Consider the following 14,024-nt stretch of genomic DNA (forward strand, 5'->3'; position numbering starts at 1 on the left):
TGAAGGCCCTGCTGGGGCTGCAGCTGGCGGCGCTGGCACTGGTGATGCTGACGGCGCCCGCCCGCGCGGTGCAGCCCGACGAGATGCTGAAGGATCCGGGGCTTGAGGCCCGCGCGCGCCAGATCTCGGAAGGGATCCGCTGCCTGGTCTGCCGCAACGAGAACATCGACGATTCCAATGCCTCGCTGGCGCATGACCTGCGGGTGCTGGTACGCGAGCGGCTGGAGGCGGGGGATACCAACCAGCAGGTGGTCGATTACCTGGTGGCACGCTATGGCGAATACGTGCTGCTGAAGCCACGGCTGGAAGGCGCGAACTGGGTCCTTTGGGGGGCAGGGCCGCTGATGCTGCTGGCGGGGCTGGGGCTGGCCGGGGTCTATATCCGGCGCCGCGGTGCCCGTCCCGAGGACGACAGCCTGAGCGCCGAGGAAAAGGCGCGGCTGAAGGACATCCTGAAGGGCTGAGGCCCGGCTTGACGGCGCGGGCCGGGGCCGCTCTGCTGCCCTAGGGAGGACCGCGCCATGACCGAGACCATTCAACTGGAGATCACCGGGCCGGTGGCCGTGCTGCGGCTGCACCGGCCCGAGGTGCTGAACGCGCTGAATGCCCCGATGCGGGCCGCGATCACGGCCGCGGTGACCGGGCTGCCCGATACGGTGCGGGTGCTGGTGATCACCGGAACCGGGCGGGCCTTCTGCTCGGGGCAGGATCTGGGGGATGGCGGTGATCTGGCGGGGCCGGATCTGCAGCGCATCCTGCAAGAGGAATACCTGCCGATGATCCGCGCGATCCGAGAGACTCCGCGGCCGGTGATCGCGGCGCTGAACGGGGCGGCGGCGGGCGCAGGGGCGAGCCTTGCGCTGGCCGCCGACGTGGTGATTGCCGCCGAGAGCGCCTGGCTGAGCCTGGCCTTTGCGGGCATCGGGCTAGTGCCGGATGCCGGGGTCAGCTGGGTCCTGCCGCGGCAGGTGGGGTTGGCGCGGGCGATGGGGGCCGCGCTTTTTGCCGAGCGCATCCCGGCCCGGCAGGCGGTCGACTGGGGGATGATCTGGGAGGCGGTGCCGGATGCCGCGTTCGAGGCCTGCTGGCAGGCCCGGGCCGAGACCCTGGCGCGGGGGCCGACGCAGGCCTATCTGCAGATCCGGGCGCTGATGCGGGACAGCCTGTCGCGGGATATGGAGGCGCAGATGGCGGCCGAGGCGCGTGCCCAGGGGATCTGTGGCGATACGGAGGATTTCCGCGAGGGGCTGCGGGCCTTTCTGGGAAAACGCCCGCCGCGTTTTGAAGGGCGCTGAGACGCTGCGTCGCCGGGCAGGCGATGTGCCTGCTGCCCGGGTTCGGGCCAGCAGGGCGAGCGGCGGTCAACCAAGGGGCCGACGGCTCTGGCCCGTGGTGGGGGACATGCCAGCGCGGTCGGCCGGAACATGAAATGCAGACATATGGGCGGCCGACACGGGAACGTCCGACATGCGAGCGGCCGGAATGCGAGCCGCAGTAATGCGAGCGGCCGGAATGCGAGCCGCAGTAATGAGAGCGGCCGGAATGCGAAAAGGGCGGCGCATCGAGCGCCGCCCTTTCCGGTCAGGCCACCGCTGCGCGGAGGCCTTCCGGTCAGCGGTTTTCCACGTCGACGTAGTCGCGCAGCGTCTCGCCGATGTAGAGCTGGCGGGGACGACCGATGCGCATGCCGGGCTCTTCGATCATCTCTTTCCACTGCGAGATCCAGCCGATGGTGCGCGACAGCGCGAAGATCGGGGTGAACATCGAGGTCGGGAAGCCCATGGCCTCCAGGATGATGCCCGAGTAGAAGTCGACGTTCGGGAACAGCTTCTTCTCTGCAAAGTAGGGGTCCGCCAGGGCCTGGCGTTCCAGTTCCTGCGCGACCTGCAGGGTGGGGTTGTTTTCCACGCCCAGCAGTTCCAGCACTTCTTTCGCGGACTCGGCCATCACCTTGGCGCGCGGGTCGAAGTTCTTGTAGACGCGGTGGCCAAAGCCCATCAGGCGGAACGGATCGTTCTTGTCCTTGGCGCGGGCGATGAACTCGGGGATGCGATCCACGGTGCCGATTTCGCGCAGCATTTCCAGGCAGGCCTGGTTGGCGCCGCCGTGGGCCGGGCCCCAGAGGCAGGCGATGCCGGCCGCGATGCAGGCGAAGGGGTTCGCCCCCGAGGAGGACGCCAGGCGCACGGTCGAGGTCGAGGCGTTCTGCTCGTGATCGGCGTGCAGGGTGAAGATGCGGTCCATGGCGCGCGCCAGGATCGGGTTCACCTGGTATTCCTCGGCCGGGACGGCAAAGCACATGCGCAGGAAGTTCGACGCATAGTCGAGGTCATTGCGCGGGTACACGAAGGGCTGGCCGATCGTGTACTTGTAGGCCATGGCGGCGATCGTCGGCATCTTGGCGATCAGGCGGATCGAGGCGACCTCGCGCTGCCAGGGATCGTTGATGTCGGTGCTGTCGTGGTAGAAGGCGGACATCGCCCCCACGGTACCGACCATGATCGCCATCGGGTGGGCGTCGCGGCGGTAGCCGGTGAAGAAGCGGTGCATCTGCTCGTGGACCATCGTGTGGGTGGTCACGCGGCTTTCGAAATCTTCCAGCTCGGCGGCGTTCGGCAGCGCGCCGTAGAGCAGCAGGTAGCAGACTTCGAGGTAGTGGGATTTCGACGCCAGCTGGTCGATCGGGTAGCCCCGGTGCAGCAGCTCGCCCTTTTCACCGTCGATATAGGTGATGGCGCTGTCGCAGGACGCGGTCGAGGTGAAGCTCGGGTCGTAGGTGAACATGCCGGTGGTGGCATAGAGCTTGCGGATATCGATCACGTCCGGGCCCACGGAGGGGGACAGAACCGGGAACTCGTAGCTCTGCTCGCCGAGCGTGATCTTCGCAGTCTTGTTCGTTTCAGACATTCGTGGATTTCCCTTCCTCTTTTCCCGCACCGGGCGCACCGGTGCCCTGATTATTTCGGGCGTCTCAACGAGGAGTTAAGACGCTCCGGTCCCTGTGGTGTCCCCGAGGCGAAGGATCGTCTCCTCGCGGCCGAGAACCAGCATCATGTCGATGACACTCGGAGTGGCGCTGCGTCCAGCCAACGCGGCGCGGAGAGGTGCGGCCAGCTGACCGAATTTGATCTCCCGCGCTTCGGCGAAAGCATTCAGAACACCCTCCAACTCTTGTCGGGTCCAGCTAGCACTTTGCAGATGCGGCGTCAATTCACCCAGTATACCGCGGGATACACTATCGAGGGCAGCGGCCGCCTTGTCGTCACATTCTATGGGCCGGGAGGCCAGGCAGAAATGTGCTTTATCAATTAGTTCCGGGAAAGTCTTCGCGCGTTCCTTGAGGAATGGCATAGCCGCTTCCAGCAAAGAAATTTTTGCCTGACCCGGGTCCGGCTGATGGGTCGCAGAGAGGAACGCCTGCAGTTCATGCAGCAGCGCAGAGTCCCCGGTTGCGGCAATGTGCTGGCCGCAGATATTGGCCAGTTTCTTGAAATCGAACCGCGCCGGAGACTTGCCCATGCCCGCGAAGCCGAACCATTCCTGCGCCTGGGCGTCGCTGAAGAATTCGTCGTCGCCATGGCTCCAGCCCAGCCGCGCGAGGTAATTGCGCATCCCCGCCGCCGGATAGCCCATGTCGCGGTATTCCTCGACACCCAGGGCGCCGTGACGCTTCGACAGCTTCTTGCCGTCGGGGCCGTGGATCAGCGGGATGTGGGCATAGGTCGGCAGATCCCACCCCATGGCGGTGTAGATGCCCATCTGGCGCGCGGCGTTGTTCAGGTGGTCGTCGCCCCGGATCACCGTGTTGACGCCCATGTCGTGGTCATCGACCACCACCGCCAGCATGTAGACCGGCGTGCCGTCCGAGCGCAGCAGCACCATGTCGTCCAGCTGGTCGTTGCGGATCGTCACCTCGCCCTGGACCTCGTCGCGGATGGCGGTGACGCCTTCCTCGGGGGTCTTCAGGCGGATCACGTAGGGCGCGTCGGGGTAGGTCGCCGGATCGGCATCGCGCCAGGGCGAGCGGAACAGGGTCGAGCGTTTCTCTTCCCGGGCCTTCTCGCGGAAGGCCTCGATTTCCTCCTGGGTCGAGAAGCACTTGTAGGCCATGCCGCGCGACATCATCTCCAGCGCGACCTCGCGGTGGCGCGGCGCGCGGTCGAACTGGCTGACGATCTCTCCGTCATGGTCGAGGCCCAGCCATTGCAGGCCCTCGATGATCGCCTGGGTGGCCTCCGGGGTCGAGCGCGCGCGGTCGGTGTCCTCGATCCGCAGCAGGAACTTGCCGCCGCGGCCGCGGGCATAAAGCCAGTTGAACAGGGCGGTACGCGCGCCGCCGATATGCAGGTAGCCGGTGGGCGAGGGGGCGAAACGGGTGACGACCTGTCCAGTCACGGGGTAATCCTAACTTTTGCTTAACCAAGCGCCGAGTAGCGTTCGGACCTTGAATAAAGGCGGGCCGGAGGGGAGACAAGTGCGCCGGACAGCTGCCGTGATGGCCGGAGCCCTGCTGGAACAGCGCGGACACCTGTTTTGCTGGGTTCCGGTGGCCCTGGGGACCGGGATCGGGATCTTCTTTGCCCTGCCGCAAGAGCCGCGCCTGGGTCCCCTGATCCTGCTGGCGGCGCTTGCGGTGCTGCTGGTGGCGGTGTCGGTGCGGCTGCCGCTGGCGGTGCAACCGCTGGTGCTGGGGCTGGCGCTGGTGCTGTGCGGCGGGCTGCTGGCGGCCTGGCGGGCCGATCGGGTGGCGGGCCCGGTGCTGGGATTTCGCTATTACGGCCCGGTCGAGGGGCGCATCATTGCCATCGACCGTTCGGCCTCGGATGCGGTGCGGCTGACGCTGGACCGGGTGCGGCTGGACCGGATGGATCCCGCGCGCACGCCCGCGCGGGTGCGGATTTCCTTGCATGGGCCCGAGGGCACGCAGCCCCTGCCGGGCGCGCTGGTGATGACCACGGCGCATCTTTCCGCCCCCGCCGGCCCGGCCGAGCCCGGCGGCTTTGATTTCCAGCGCCACGCCTGGTTCCAGCGCCTGGGGGGTGTCGGCTATACCTCGGTGCCGCTGATGCTGCTTGAACCGCCCGAGCCGGGGGCGCTGCGGCTGTTCCGGCTGCGCATGGCGTTGGCGGAACGCTTCCGCGCCGGTCTGCCGGGCGAGGCGGGGGCCTTTGCCGCGGCGGTGGTGGCGGGGGATCGCTCGGGGATGGGGCAGCAGACGCTGCTGGCGCTGCGGGTGTCGAACCTGGCGCATCTGCTGGCGATCTCGGGGCTGCACATGGGGCTGCTGGCGGGGTTCGTCTTCATGGCGGCGCGCCGGCTTCTGGTGCTGTCGCGGCGCATCGCGCTTTATGCACCGGTGAAGCCGCTGGCGGCGGGTCTGGCGCTGGTGGCCGCCACCGGCTACCTGATGCTGTCGGGCGGGGCCATCGCGACGGAACGCGCCTATGTCATGGTGGCGATGGCGCTGGTGGGGGTGATGGCGCTGCGCCGGGCGATCTCGATGCGGGGGGTGGCGCTGGCGGCGGTGGTGGTGCTGCTGATGCGCCCCGAGGCGCTGCTGTCGCCGGGCTTTCAGATGTCCTTCGCGGCCACCATCGCGCTGGTGGCGATCTTCGGCGCCTTCCGGGATCTGGCCTGGCAGTTCCGCGGCTGGCGGGGCCGGGCGCTGACGCTGGTTTTGTCCTCGGGGGTGGCGGGGCTGGCGACGGCGCCGGTGGCCGCCGCTCAGTTCAACCAGATCGCCCATTACGGGCTGGTGGCGAACCTGCTGTCGGTGCCGGTGATGGGAACGGTGGTGATCCCGGCGGGCTTTGTTTCTGTGCTGCTGATGCCGCTGGGGCTGGAGGCGCCGGCAATGTGGGTCATGGGGCTGGGCCTCGACTGGATCCTGGGGGTGGCGCATTGGGTCGCGGGGCTGAAGGGCGCGCGCGGCATGGTGATGGCGCCGCCGGGGCTGGTGCTGCCGGTGATGGTGCTGGGGGCCCTCTGGGCGGTGCTGTGGCGGGGCCGGGCGCGGTTTCTGGGGGTCGGGCCGGTGGCGGCGGCCTTCCTGCTGTGGACCCAGGCGGACCGCCCGCCGGTGCTGATCTCGGACACGGGCGGGCTGGTGGGGATCCTGACGCCTGCGGGCCGGGGCCTCAGCCGCGAGCGTTCGGAAAGCTTCGTCGCCGCGATCTGGCTGGAGAACGACGCAGATCCCGCCCCGCAGGCCGAGGCCGCCCTGCGCTGGCCTGCCGATCCGCCGGTGCGCCACGCCACGGGCAAGCGCGCCGCTGCCGCCGAGGGGCCCTGCCACGCCGGAGAACTGCTGGTGCTGAACGTTCCGGCGGCATTGGCGACGGGGGCCGAGGGCTGCACGATCCTCGATCCCGCGCAGCTGAGGACGACCGGCGCCATCGCCTACTGGCCCGAGACCCACCGCCTGGAGACGGTGCGCGAACGGGCGGGCAGGCGGATGTGGAACAGCCCCGATCTGCCGGGGCTGGCGGTGCAGGTGGCGGACCTGAGGTGGGGGCGCAGCACGCGGGCGGCGGCGCAGTAAAGGCCCCTGCTGTGGCGCAGGGTGACCGCTGATCGGCCCTCGCGATGGCGGGCGGCCCCGGGGGGGCAGGCTCCGGGGGGCCGGATCGCCCGGCATCGGCTTGTGCGGTTTTCGCAGGCGGCGGACCGGCGCTGACCTGCCGCCCCTGAGGTCCGGATCCCGGCAAGGCCTTCGCCCGGGATGAGGCCTTCGGGCGTGTCAGGCCGCCATGAGAGGCGCGGGGGGGGGGGATCAGGCGGGGCGCGCGCGGCCAGCCTGTCAGATGGGGCTTGCGCGCGGCCGGCAGAACGGATTGCCCCATCGGGCACCTGGATCGGGCACCTGGATCGGGCACCTGGATCGGGCATAGGGGGCGGGCCGGTTCTATAGGAGCCGGAGGCGGACGAGCGGGGCGCGGCGCGGGAGAGAAAAGTTGGGGATGAGCCTTGCGGCGGGTGGCAGAACAAGGCTTCTCGGCCCTGTCGGCCCTGTCGGCCCTGTCGGCCCTGTCGGCCCTGTCGGCCCTGTCGGCCCTGTCGGCCCTGTCGGCCCTGTCGGCCCTGTCGGCCCTGTCGGCCCTGTCGGCCCTGTCGGCCCTGTCGGCCCTGTCGGCCCTGTCGGCCCTGTCGGCCCTGTCGGCCCTGTCGGCCCTGTCGGCCCTGTCGGCTCCGGGCTTCCGGCCGGGCGGGACGTTCCGGTGGGCCGAAGGGGCTAGGGCGCGCGCGGATTTCCAGGGGGCGCCGGTCCCGATGACCGGTCGGATCCCCGCGCGGAAGGGCCACAGGAAAACGGCCGGGCAATCCGCCCGGCCGCAACCGTTGTCTTCAGTAGGTGCGGATCAGCCCGACCAGGCGACCCTGCACGCGGACCTTGTCGGCGGGCAGGATGCGGGTCTCGTAGGCGGGGTTGGCGGCCACCAGCTCCACCTTGCCGGACCGGCGGTAGAGCCGCTTCAGCGTCGCTTCCTGGTCCTCGACCAGCGCCACCACGATGTCACCGTCATTGGCGCTGGAGGTCTCGCGGATGATCACCACGTCGCCGTCGTTGATCCCGGCCTCGACCATCGAGTCCCCCGATACTTCCAGCGCGAAATGGGTGCCGTTGCGCGACAGCATCGAGCCCGGCACCGCGACATGGCGCGCCACCTCGCTGATGGCGGCAATCGGCACGCCGGCGGCGATGCGGCCCATCACCGGCAGCTCAAGTGCTGCGGCGTCCTCGAAGCGGGGTTCGGGGGCGGCGGGCTGGGGGGGCTCGGCCTTGGCGGCTTCTGCCTTGGCAGCGGCCTTGTTGCCCAGGGCCTCGGGCAGTTTGATGATCTCGATCGCGCGGGCGCGGTGCGCCAGGCGGCGGATGAAGCCGCGTTCCTCGAGCGCCGTGATCAGCCGGTGGATGCCGGATTTCGAGCGCAGGTCCAGTGCCTCTTTCATCTCGTCGAAGGAGGGCGGCACGCCGTCCTGCTGCATCCGCTCGTGGATGAATTCCAGCAGGTCGAGCTGTTTCCGTGTAAGCATCCGCCACTCCTTGTTTTGCTTGGGGATGTTCTACCGCCGTTCCTGTTTTGTGTCAACGGGATAGCGTCTTGTTCCGCAAGCGTTCAGAAGGCGATCCAGTCGACCTCGGCGCCGGGGGGCAGCGCGGGGGCGCCGGGCGGGCGCACAGCCAGGGCATTGGCCTGGGCCAGCAGCGTCAGGAGCGAGCTGTCCTGACTGGGGAAGATGGTGATCGCGCCGCCCTCGACGCGGGCACGCATGTAATGTTCGCGCGGGCCGTTGGCGGGCAGGTCATGGGTCAGCCGGGCGGTCATCCGGGGGCGGGCGGCGGGCGACAGGCCCTGCATCGCCTCCAGCACCGGGGCAACGAAGATCGTGCCGCAGACCATGGCCGAGACCGGATTGCCGGGCAACCCGATCATCATCGGCCCGTCCGCGCCCATGCGCCCCGCCATCAGCGGTTTGCCGGGCCGCATGGCGACCTTGTAGAAGCTTTGTTCCAGGCCCAGTTCGGCGGCCACCGGGGCCACCAGATCATGATCGCCCACCGAGGCGCCACCGATGGTGACGATCAGATCGGCATCGCGGGCCAGATCGAACGTGGCGCGCAGGCTGTCGCGGGTGTCGCGCGCGATGGGCAGCATCCGCGGCACGGCGCCCGCGGCGCGGAACAGCGCATCCAGCCCGAAGGTGTTCGACACGATGATCTGGTCGGGGCCGGGGGTGTCGCCGGGCAGGACCAGCTCGTCCCCCGTCGACATCAGCGCCACCTGCGGCGCGCGCGCCACCCGGACCTGCGGAATGTTCATCGAGGCCAGCAGCGCCACGTCGCGCGGCGTCAGGCGGCGCGGCGCGGCCAGGCGGTCGCCGATGCGGAAATCGCCGCCCGCGGGGCGGATGTTGGTGCCCTCGCCCAGGCGGTCGGTGATGGTGATGCGGTCCCCGTCGCGCGCGACATCTTCCTGGATCACCACATGGCCCGCGCCCTGCGGCACCGGGGCGCCGGTGAAGATGCGCACCGCCTGACCCGGACCCAGCCTGCCCGTGAACCGGTGCCCGGCGGCGCTTTCGCCGATCACGGTCAGGGTGGTGCCGGGGCGGGCATCTTCGGAGCGCACCGCATAGCCATCCATGGCCGAGCCGTCGAAGGGCGGTTGGTCGCGGCGCGCCACCGCATCCTCGGCCAGCACGCGGCCGGCGGCCTGACGCAGGGGGATGACCTCGGTGCCCAGGGGGCGGGCCAGATCCATCAGCGCGGCAAGGGCTTCGGCGACGGCGATCACGGGGCTTCGTAGCGGCCGGACTTGCCGCCGTCCTTCAGCAGCACCCGCAGGCCGCCGATCTCCATGCCGCGATCTGCGGCCTTCACCATATCGTAGACCGTCAGCGCCGCGGTCGAGGCCGCGGTCAGCGCCTCCATCTCGACGCCGGTCTGGCCGGTGGTCTTGACGGTGGCCTCGATCCGCAGGCCCGGCAGGTCGGGATCGGGGGTGATCTGCACCGTGACCTTGGAAATCGGCAGCGGATGGCACAGCGGGATCAGATCCGAGGTCTTCTTGGCCCCCATGATCCCCGCCAGCCGCGCAACCCCCGCCACGTCGCCCTTCTTGGCCTCGCCCGAGGTGATCAGCGCCAGCGTCTCGGGCAGCATACGGACCCATGCGGCGGCAGTGGCGATGCGCGCCGTCACGGGTTTCTCCGAGACGTCGACCATGTGGGCATCGCCCTTGCCGTCGAAATGGGTCAGCGCCATCCTACATCACCCGCCCGGCCGAGGCATCGCGCAGCAGGTCGCGGGTGGCCTGTTCGACATCCGCCTGCCGCATCAGGCTTTCGCCGATCAGGAAGCAGCGCGCGCCATACAGCGCCATGTCGGCCAGGTCCTGCGGCGTGTAAAGACCGCTTTCCGAGACGATGATCCGGTCCTCGGGCACCATCCGCGCCAGCCGGCGGGTGTTGTCGAGAGAGGTCTCGAAGGTCTTCAGATCGCGGTTGTTCACCCCGATCAACCGGCTTTCCAGCGCCGAGGCGCGCTCCAGCTCTTCCTCGTTATGGACCTCGATCAGGGCATCCATCTTCCAGGTCTGGGCGCAATGCTCCAGCTCGCGGGCCTGGGCATCGCTGACCGAGGCCATGATGATCAGGATGCAGTCGGCGCCAAGGGCACGGGCCTCGGTGACCTGATAGGGGTCGTACATGAAATCCTTGCGCAGCACGGGCAGGGCGCAGGCCTCGCGCGCCTCGACCAGGAACTGCTTGTCGCCCTGGAACGAGGGCGTGTCGGTCAGCACCGACAGGCAGGTCGCGCCACCGGCCTCGTAGGCGGCGGCAATGGTGGCGGGATCGAAATCGGGCCGGATCAGACCCTTGGAAGGCGAGGCCTTCTTGACCTCGGCGATCAGGCCGTAGCCGGTCTTCGACGCCTCCAGCAGGGCCTTGGCGAAGGGGCGGACGTGATCTGCGGCGCGGGCGGCGTCCTCGACCTCCGACAGGGGCGTCTTGTCCTTGTCGGCGGCAACCTCCTCAAGCTTGTAGGCCTTGATGCGGTCCAGAACCGTTTCGCTCATCAGCGTCCTCCGGGGTGCGTCCAGTTGATCGGCGTGTCACCCCCTGCCTTAAGCCACTCGTTGACCTTTGAAAATGGTCGTGAGCCGAAAAAACCCCGCCGCGCCGAGAGGGGCGAGGGATGGGCGCAAGTCAGGATCAGGTGATCGCGATCACCATTTAGGGCGCGAATGTGTTTCGCAAAGCCCTGCGCGGGCTTGCCCCACAGCACGAAGGCGCGCGGCCGGTCCGAGAGGCGCTCCAGCACCTGCGCGGTCAGTTTCGACCAGCCCAGTTTCGCGTGCGCCCCGGCCTCGCCCGCCGGAACCGACAGCGCCGTGTTCAGCAGCAAGACGCCCTGTTCGGCCCAGAAATGCAGGTCCGCATCGGGCGGACAGGCGCCCAGATCCGCCTGCATCTCCTTGTAGATATTGCCCAGAGAGCGCGGCAGAGGCCGCACATCGGCCTCGGCCGAAAAGGCCAGCCCATGGGCATGGCCGGGCGTCGGATAGGGGTCCTGGCCCAGGATCACCACCCGCACGTCATCGGGTGCGGCCGCCTGCAGCGCGGCAAAGCGCTGGTGGGCGGGGGGCAGGATCTGCCGGGTTTCGGCGGCAAGGGCGGCGGCGATCGCGGGGTAATCCTCGGCGAAAAACGGCAGGGCGGACCATGCGTCAGGCGGCAGGGGTTCGCTCACGCTGCGGTCACGCGGGCGAGGGCCTCGATGCAGGCCATGGCCTTGCCGCTGTCGATGGACTGGGCAGCCATGGCGGCGGCCTCCTTCAGGTCAAGGGTGCGGCCCGCAACGACGATCGCGGCGGCCGAATTCAGGATCACCGCGTCGCGATAGGCAGAGTGTTCGCCCTGCATCAGGCGGCGCATGGCCTGGCCGTTCTCGGCCGGAGTGCCGCCGACGATGGCTTCGAACGGATGCACGGGCAGGCCCGCATCCTCGGGGTGCAGCTCGAACTCGCGGACCTGGCCGTCTTCCTCCAGCGCGGCGATCCAGCTGATGCCGGTGATCGTCAGCTCGTCCGTGCCGTCCGAGCCATGCACCAGCCAGGCCTTTTCCGAGCCGAGCTTGCCCAGCGTTTCCGCCATCGGCCGGATGACCTGGGCGTTGAAGGCGCCGGTCAGCTGGCGCTTGACGCCCGCGGGGTTGGTCAGCGGCCCCAGGATGTTGAAGATCGTCCGGGTGCCCAGTTCGACCCGGGCGGGGCCGACATGGGCCATCGCCGGGTGGTGCATCGGGGCCATCATGAAGGCGATGCCGGCCTCGGCAAAGGCGCGCTCGACCACCTCGGGGCCGACCATGACGTTGACGCCCATCTGGCCAAGCGCATCCGCGGATCCCGATTTCGACGACAGGTTGCGGTTGCCGTGCTTGGCCACCGGCACGCCCGCGCCCGCCACCACGAAGGCCGTCGCGGTCGAGATGTTCAGCGTGCCCTTGCCGTCGCCGCCGGTGCCCACGATGTCGATGGCGCCCGCGGGGGCCGTGACCTTCTTGCACTTGCGCCGCATCACGGCGGCGGCGGCGGCATATTCGTCGACCGTCTCGCCGCGGGTGCGCAGCGCCATCAGCAGCCCGCCGATCTGTGCGGGGGTTGCTTCGCCCTCGAACAGGATGGTGAAGGCCTGCTCGGCCTCGGCGGCGCTCAGCGGGCGGTCCGCGGCGGCGGCGATCAGCGGCTTGATGGCATCGGACATCTGTCTTCCTTCCCTGTCTCGGGTGGGGGCCTCTTTTTCCGGGCGGATAAGGTGTTATAGTTTTCCGACCCCGCAGCGCAGGCCGCGGTCGGCCGGCTGCGGGGCATTGATCCCGCGCCAGCCCGGCAGCGTCAAGAGGCGCTGACGGCAGGGAAGGCAGGACCCGGGCCGCGAGGCCCCGGGCAGAGAGGTATGACAGGGATGGCCAGCGGGTTCAGCGCCGGGTTTCGCAGCGGTTTGGGATGGGGCACGCTGCTGGGCGTGGCGGTGCTGGCCGGAGGGCTGAGCGGCATGCCCCAGGTGGGCTACATCCGGCGCGGTATCGAGAGCGCCGTGGCGGCCCATGCCGGGCCCGATGGCGCGGGGCCGCAGCCTGGCGTCGCAGCCAGGCCCGCCCCCGAAGCGTCCCCCGTGGTTTCCCCCGTGACGCCCCCCAAGGCCCCGGGCGTGGCAGCGCCGAACCCCGTCGCCGTGACGGACGGAACCGGGCCCGGGACCGCCGGGCCGGACAAGGTGGTTCTGGCGCCCGAGGCACCGCCCTCGGGCCTTGCGGCGGCGCGGGCAGCGGCGCCGGGGGCGACCATTGCCGTCACCCCCGACCAGATCGAGACGACGGCCCCCGTGCAGGCCCCGGCCGTGCCGCAGCCCGGTACGGATACTCCGGTGCTGGCGGCCCGTCCGGCCGCGCCCCCCGCGCCCCAGGCCCTGCCGCGCAGCGTGCCGGGGCTGCGCATCGCCGCTCCGGCGGCTTTGGCCACGGGGTCAGATACGGGGACGGACGTGGAGCAAGGCAAAGGGCCCGCGGTTGCGCAGGCAGCGCCGGTCCAGCCGGCCGCTGGCGCCGGGGCTGCGCGGCTCGCGGGCCTTTCGGCCCCCCCGGCCGAGGCGGCGCTGCCCCGCGCCGCGCCCCAGACAAGCCTGTCGGAGGCCGCGACCCCGGCCCAGCCGCTGCCGCCCGCCCCGAAGGCCGCCCTGCGCCCCGATGTGGCGCTGCCGTCGCTGCCCGGGCCCGGCACACCTCCGAGCCCCGCCGACCCCCTGCCGCAGCTGGCCGCCGATCGTCCCGTCGCACCCCCCGCCTGGCAGGCCAATGCCGCGCCCCATGTCGCCCCGGACGGGCGTCCGATGCTGGCGCTGCTGCTGGTCGCGGGGCCTGGTGCGCCCGATCTGAACGCCCTGCGCGCCTTCCCCGGACCGCTGTCCGTGGCCCTGTCGCCAGGCACGCCCGGGCCGATGCAGCTGGCCCGGCAGATCGGGCTGGAGGTCGTCATCCGGGCGCCGAAGACGGACGGGGATCCCCTTGAGGCCTTCCGCGGCTGGCGCAGCGCGCTGCCCGCCGCCGTCGCCCTGGCCGAGGCCGCGCCGGGCGATCTGCCCTCGGGCCTGGCGGATCTGCTGGCGGCCAGTGGCCATGGGCTGCTGTGGTCCCAGGAGGATGCGCTGGCGCAGGCGGCGCGGGCGGGGCATCTGCCGCAAGCCCGCATGGAACGCGCCTCGGACCCGGCCGGAGCGGCGGCGCTGGCCGGTGCGGCGGGTACGGTGGTGCAGCTGCCCCTTGACGGGGAAACGCTGGCGGCGCTGCTGGCCTGGGGGCTGTCGCCCGCCGCAAGGGCCGTCCAGCTGGTTCCGGTGTCGCAGCTTCTGGCGCGGCCCTAGGCGCGGCTCGGGCAGGCGCGCAGCCTTCTGAAAGCAAGGGGGGCGCGAAAGCCACGTCCTGACGCAAGCCATGTCCTGATGCTGTGGGGCGTCCCCTTGCA

12 protein-coding genes are annotated in these 14,024 nt (G+C 70.2%); 4 read left to right on the forward strand and 8 right to left on the reverse strand.

What is annotated here, in order from left to right:
• The first annotated feature begins 17 nt into the window (after positions 1-17).
• Positions 18-464, forward strand: coding sequence for a cytochrome c-type biogenesis protein (locus AC2ITM_RS07865; protein WP_486469407.1), 447 nt, complete (start codon positions 18-20; stop codon positions 462-464).
• A gap of 57 nt (positions 465-521) precedes the next feature.
• On the forward strand, positions 522-1,295 hold the full coding sequence (locus AC2ITM_RS07870; RefSeq protein ID WP_486469262.1) for an enoyl-CoA hydratase-related protein: 774 nt from the start codon (positions 522-524) through the stop codon (positions 1,293-1,295).
• A 316-nt stretch (positions 1,296-1,611) separates the two neighbouring features.
• Here AC2ITM_RS07870 and gltA read toward each other — a convergent pair whose 3' ends face one another.
• Positions 1,612-2,907 (reverse strand): citrate synthase, encoded by a 1,296-nt coding sequence (gene gltA, locus AC2ITM_RS07875; RefSeq protein ID WP_486469263.1) that lies wholly within the window; start codon positions 2,905-2,907, stop codon positions 1,612-1,614.
• A 75-nt stretch (positions 2,908-2,982) separates the two neighbouring features.
• Positions 2,983-4,395, reverse strand: coding sequence for a glutamate--tRNA ligase (gene gltX / locus AC2ITM_RS07880; protein ID WP_486469264.1), 1,413 nt, complete (start codon positions 4,393-4,395; stop codon positions 2,983-2,985).
• Positions 4,396-4,474: 79 nt separating this feature from the next.
• Between gltX and AC2ITM_RS07885 the strand changes: the two genes are divergently transcribed.
• Positions 4,475-6,541, forward strand: a complete 2,067-nt coding sequence (locus AC2ITM_RS07885) for a ComEC/Rec2 family competence protein (protein WP_486469265.1) — start codon at positions 4,475-4,477, stop codon at positions 6,539-6,541.
• A gap of 803 nt (positions 6,542-7,344) precedes the next feature.
• On the opposite strand, the gene lexA is transcribed toward AC2ITM_RS07885, so the two are convergent.
• The 6 genes from lexA to trpD form a co-directional block, all read right to left on the reverse strand.
• The gene (gene lexA, locus AC2ITM_RS07890; RefSeq protein WP_486469266.1) at positions 7,345-8,034 is read right to left on the reverse strand and encodes a transcriptional repressor LexA; all 690 of its coding nucleotides are present in this window, start codon (positions 8,032-8,034) and stop codon (positions 7,345-7,347) included.
• A gap of 83 nt (positions 8,035-8,117) precedes the next feature.
• Complete coding sequence (locus AC2ITM_RS07895; protein WP_486469267.1) at positions 8,118-9,296, reverse strand: molybdopterin molybdotransferase MoeA; 1,179 nt, start codon at positions 9,294-9,296, stop codon at positions 8,118-8,120.
• Positions 9,293-9,766 (reverse strand): cyclic pyranopterin monophosphate synthase MoaC, encoded by a 474-nt coding sequence (gene moaC, locus AC2ITM_RS07900; RefSeq protein WP_486469268.1) that lies wholly within the window; start codon positions 9,764-9,766, stop codon positions 9,293-9,295. The genes AC2ITM_RS07895 and moaC overlap by 4 nt, the downstream gene beginning before the upstream one ends.
• 1 nt (position 9,767) lies before the next feature.
• A complete protein-coding gene (gene trpC, locus AC2ITM_RS07905; RefSeq protein ID WP_486469269.1) occupies positions 9,768-10,580 on the reverse strand; it encodes an indole-3-glycerol phosphate synthase TrpC in 813 nt (270 codons plus the stop codon).
• Positions 10,580-11,254, reverse strand: a complete 675-nt coding sequence (locus AC2ITM_RS07910; protein ID WP_486469270.1) for a uracil-DNA glycosylase — start codon at positions 11,252-11,254, stop codon at positions 10,580-10,582. The genes trpC and AC2ITM_RS07910 overlap by 1 nt, the downstream gene beginning before the upstream one ends.
• A complete protein-coding gene (trpD, locus tag AC2ITM_RS07915) occupies positions 11,251-12,267 on the reverse strand; it encodes an anthranilate phosphoribosyltransferase (protein ID WP_486469271.1) in 1,017 nt (338 codons plus the stop codon). Before trpD ends, AC2ITM_RS07910 begins: the two co-directional genes overlap by 4 nt.
• 192 nt (positions 12,268-12,459) lie before the next feature.
• Here trpD and AC2ITM_RS07920 point away from each other — a divergent pair, with 192 nt between their 5' ends.
• Complete coding sequence (locus AC2ITM_RS07920) at positions 12,460-13,923, forward strand: hypothetical protein (protein ID WP_486469272.1); 1,464 nt, start codon at positions 12,460-12,462, stop codon at positions 13,921-13,923.
• The last annotated feature ends 101 nt before the right edge of the window (positions 13,924-14,024 follow it).

The sequence above is a fragment of the Pseudooceanicola sp. NS-SX9 genome (assembly GCF_057380705.1).

Excerpts from the sequence above, each read along its gene's own strand:
- AC2ITM_RS07870 (WP_486469262.1), top strand. The coding sequence starts at position 522 with ATGACCGAGACCATTCAACTGGAGATCACCGGGCCGGTGGCCGTGCTG.
- gltA (WP_486469263.1), bottom strand. The coding sequence starts at position 2,907 with ATGTCTGAAACGAACAAGACTGCGAAGATCACGCTCGGCGAGCAGAGC.
- lexA (WP_486469266.1), bottom strand. The coding sequence starts at position 8,034 with ATGCTTACACGGAAACAGCTCGACCTGCTGGAATTCATCCACGAGCGG.
- moaC (WP_486469268.1), bottom strand. The coding sequence starts at position 9,766 with ATGGCGCTGACCCATTTCGACGGCAAGGGCGATGCCCACATGGTCGAC.
- trpC (WP_486469269.1), bottom strand. The coding sequence starts at position 10,580 with ATGAGCGAAACGGTTCTGGACCGCATCAAGGCCTACAAGCTTGAGGAG.
- trpD (WP_486469271.1), bottom strand. The coding sequence starts at position 12,267 with ATGTCCGATGCCATCAAGCCGCTGATCGCCGCCGCCGCGGACCGCCCG.
- AC2ITM_RS07920 (WP_486469272.1), top strand. The coding sequence starts at position 12,460 with ATGACAGGGATGGCCAGCGGGTTCAGCGCCGGGTTTCGCAGCGGTTTG.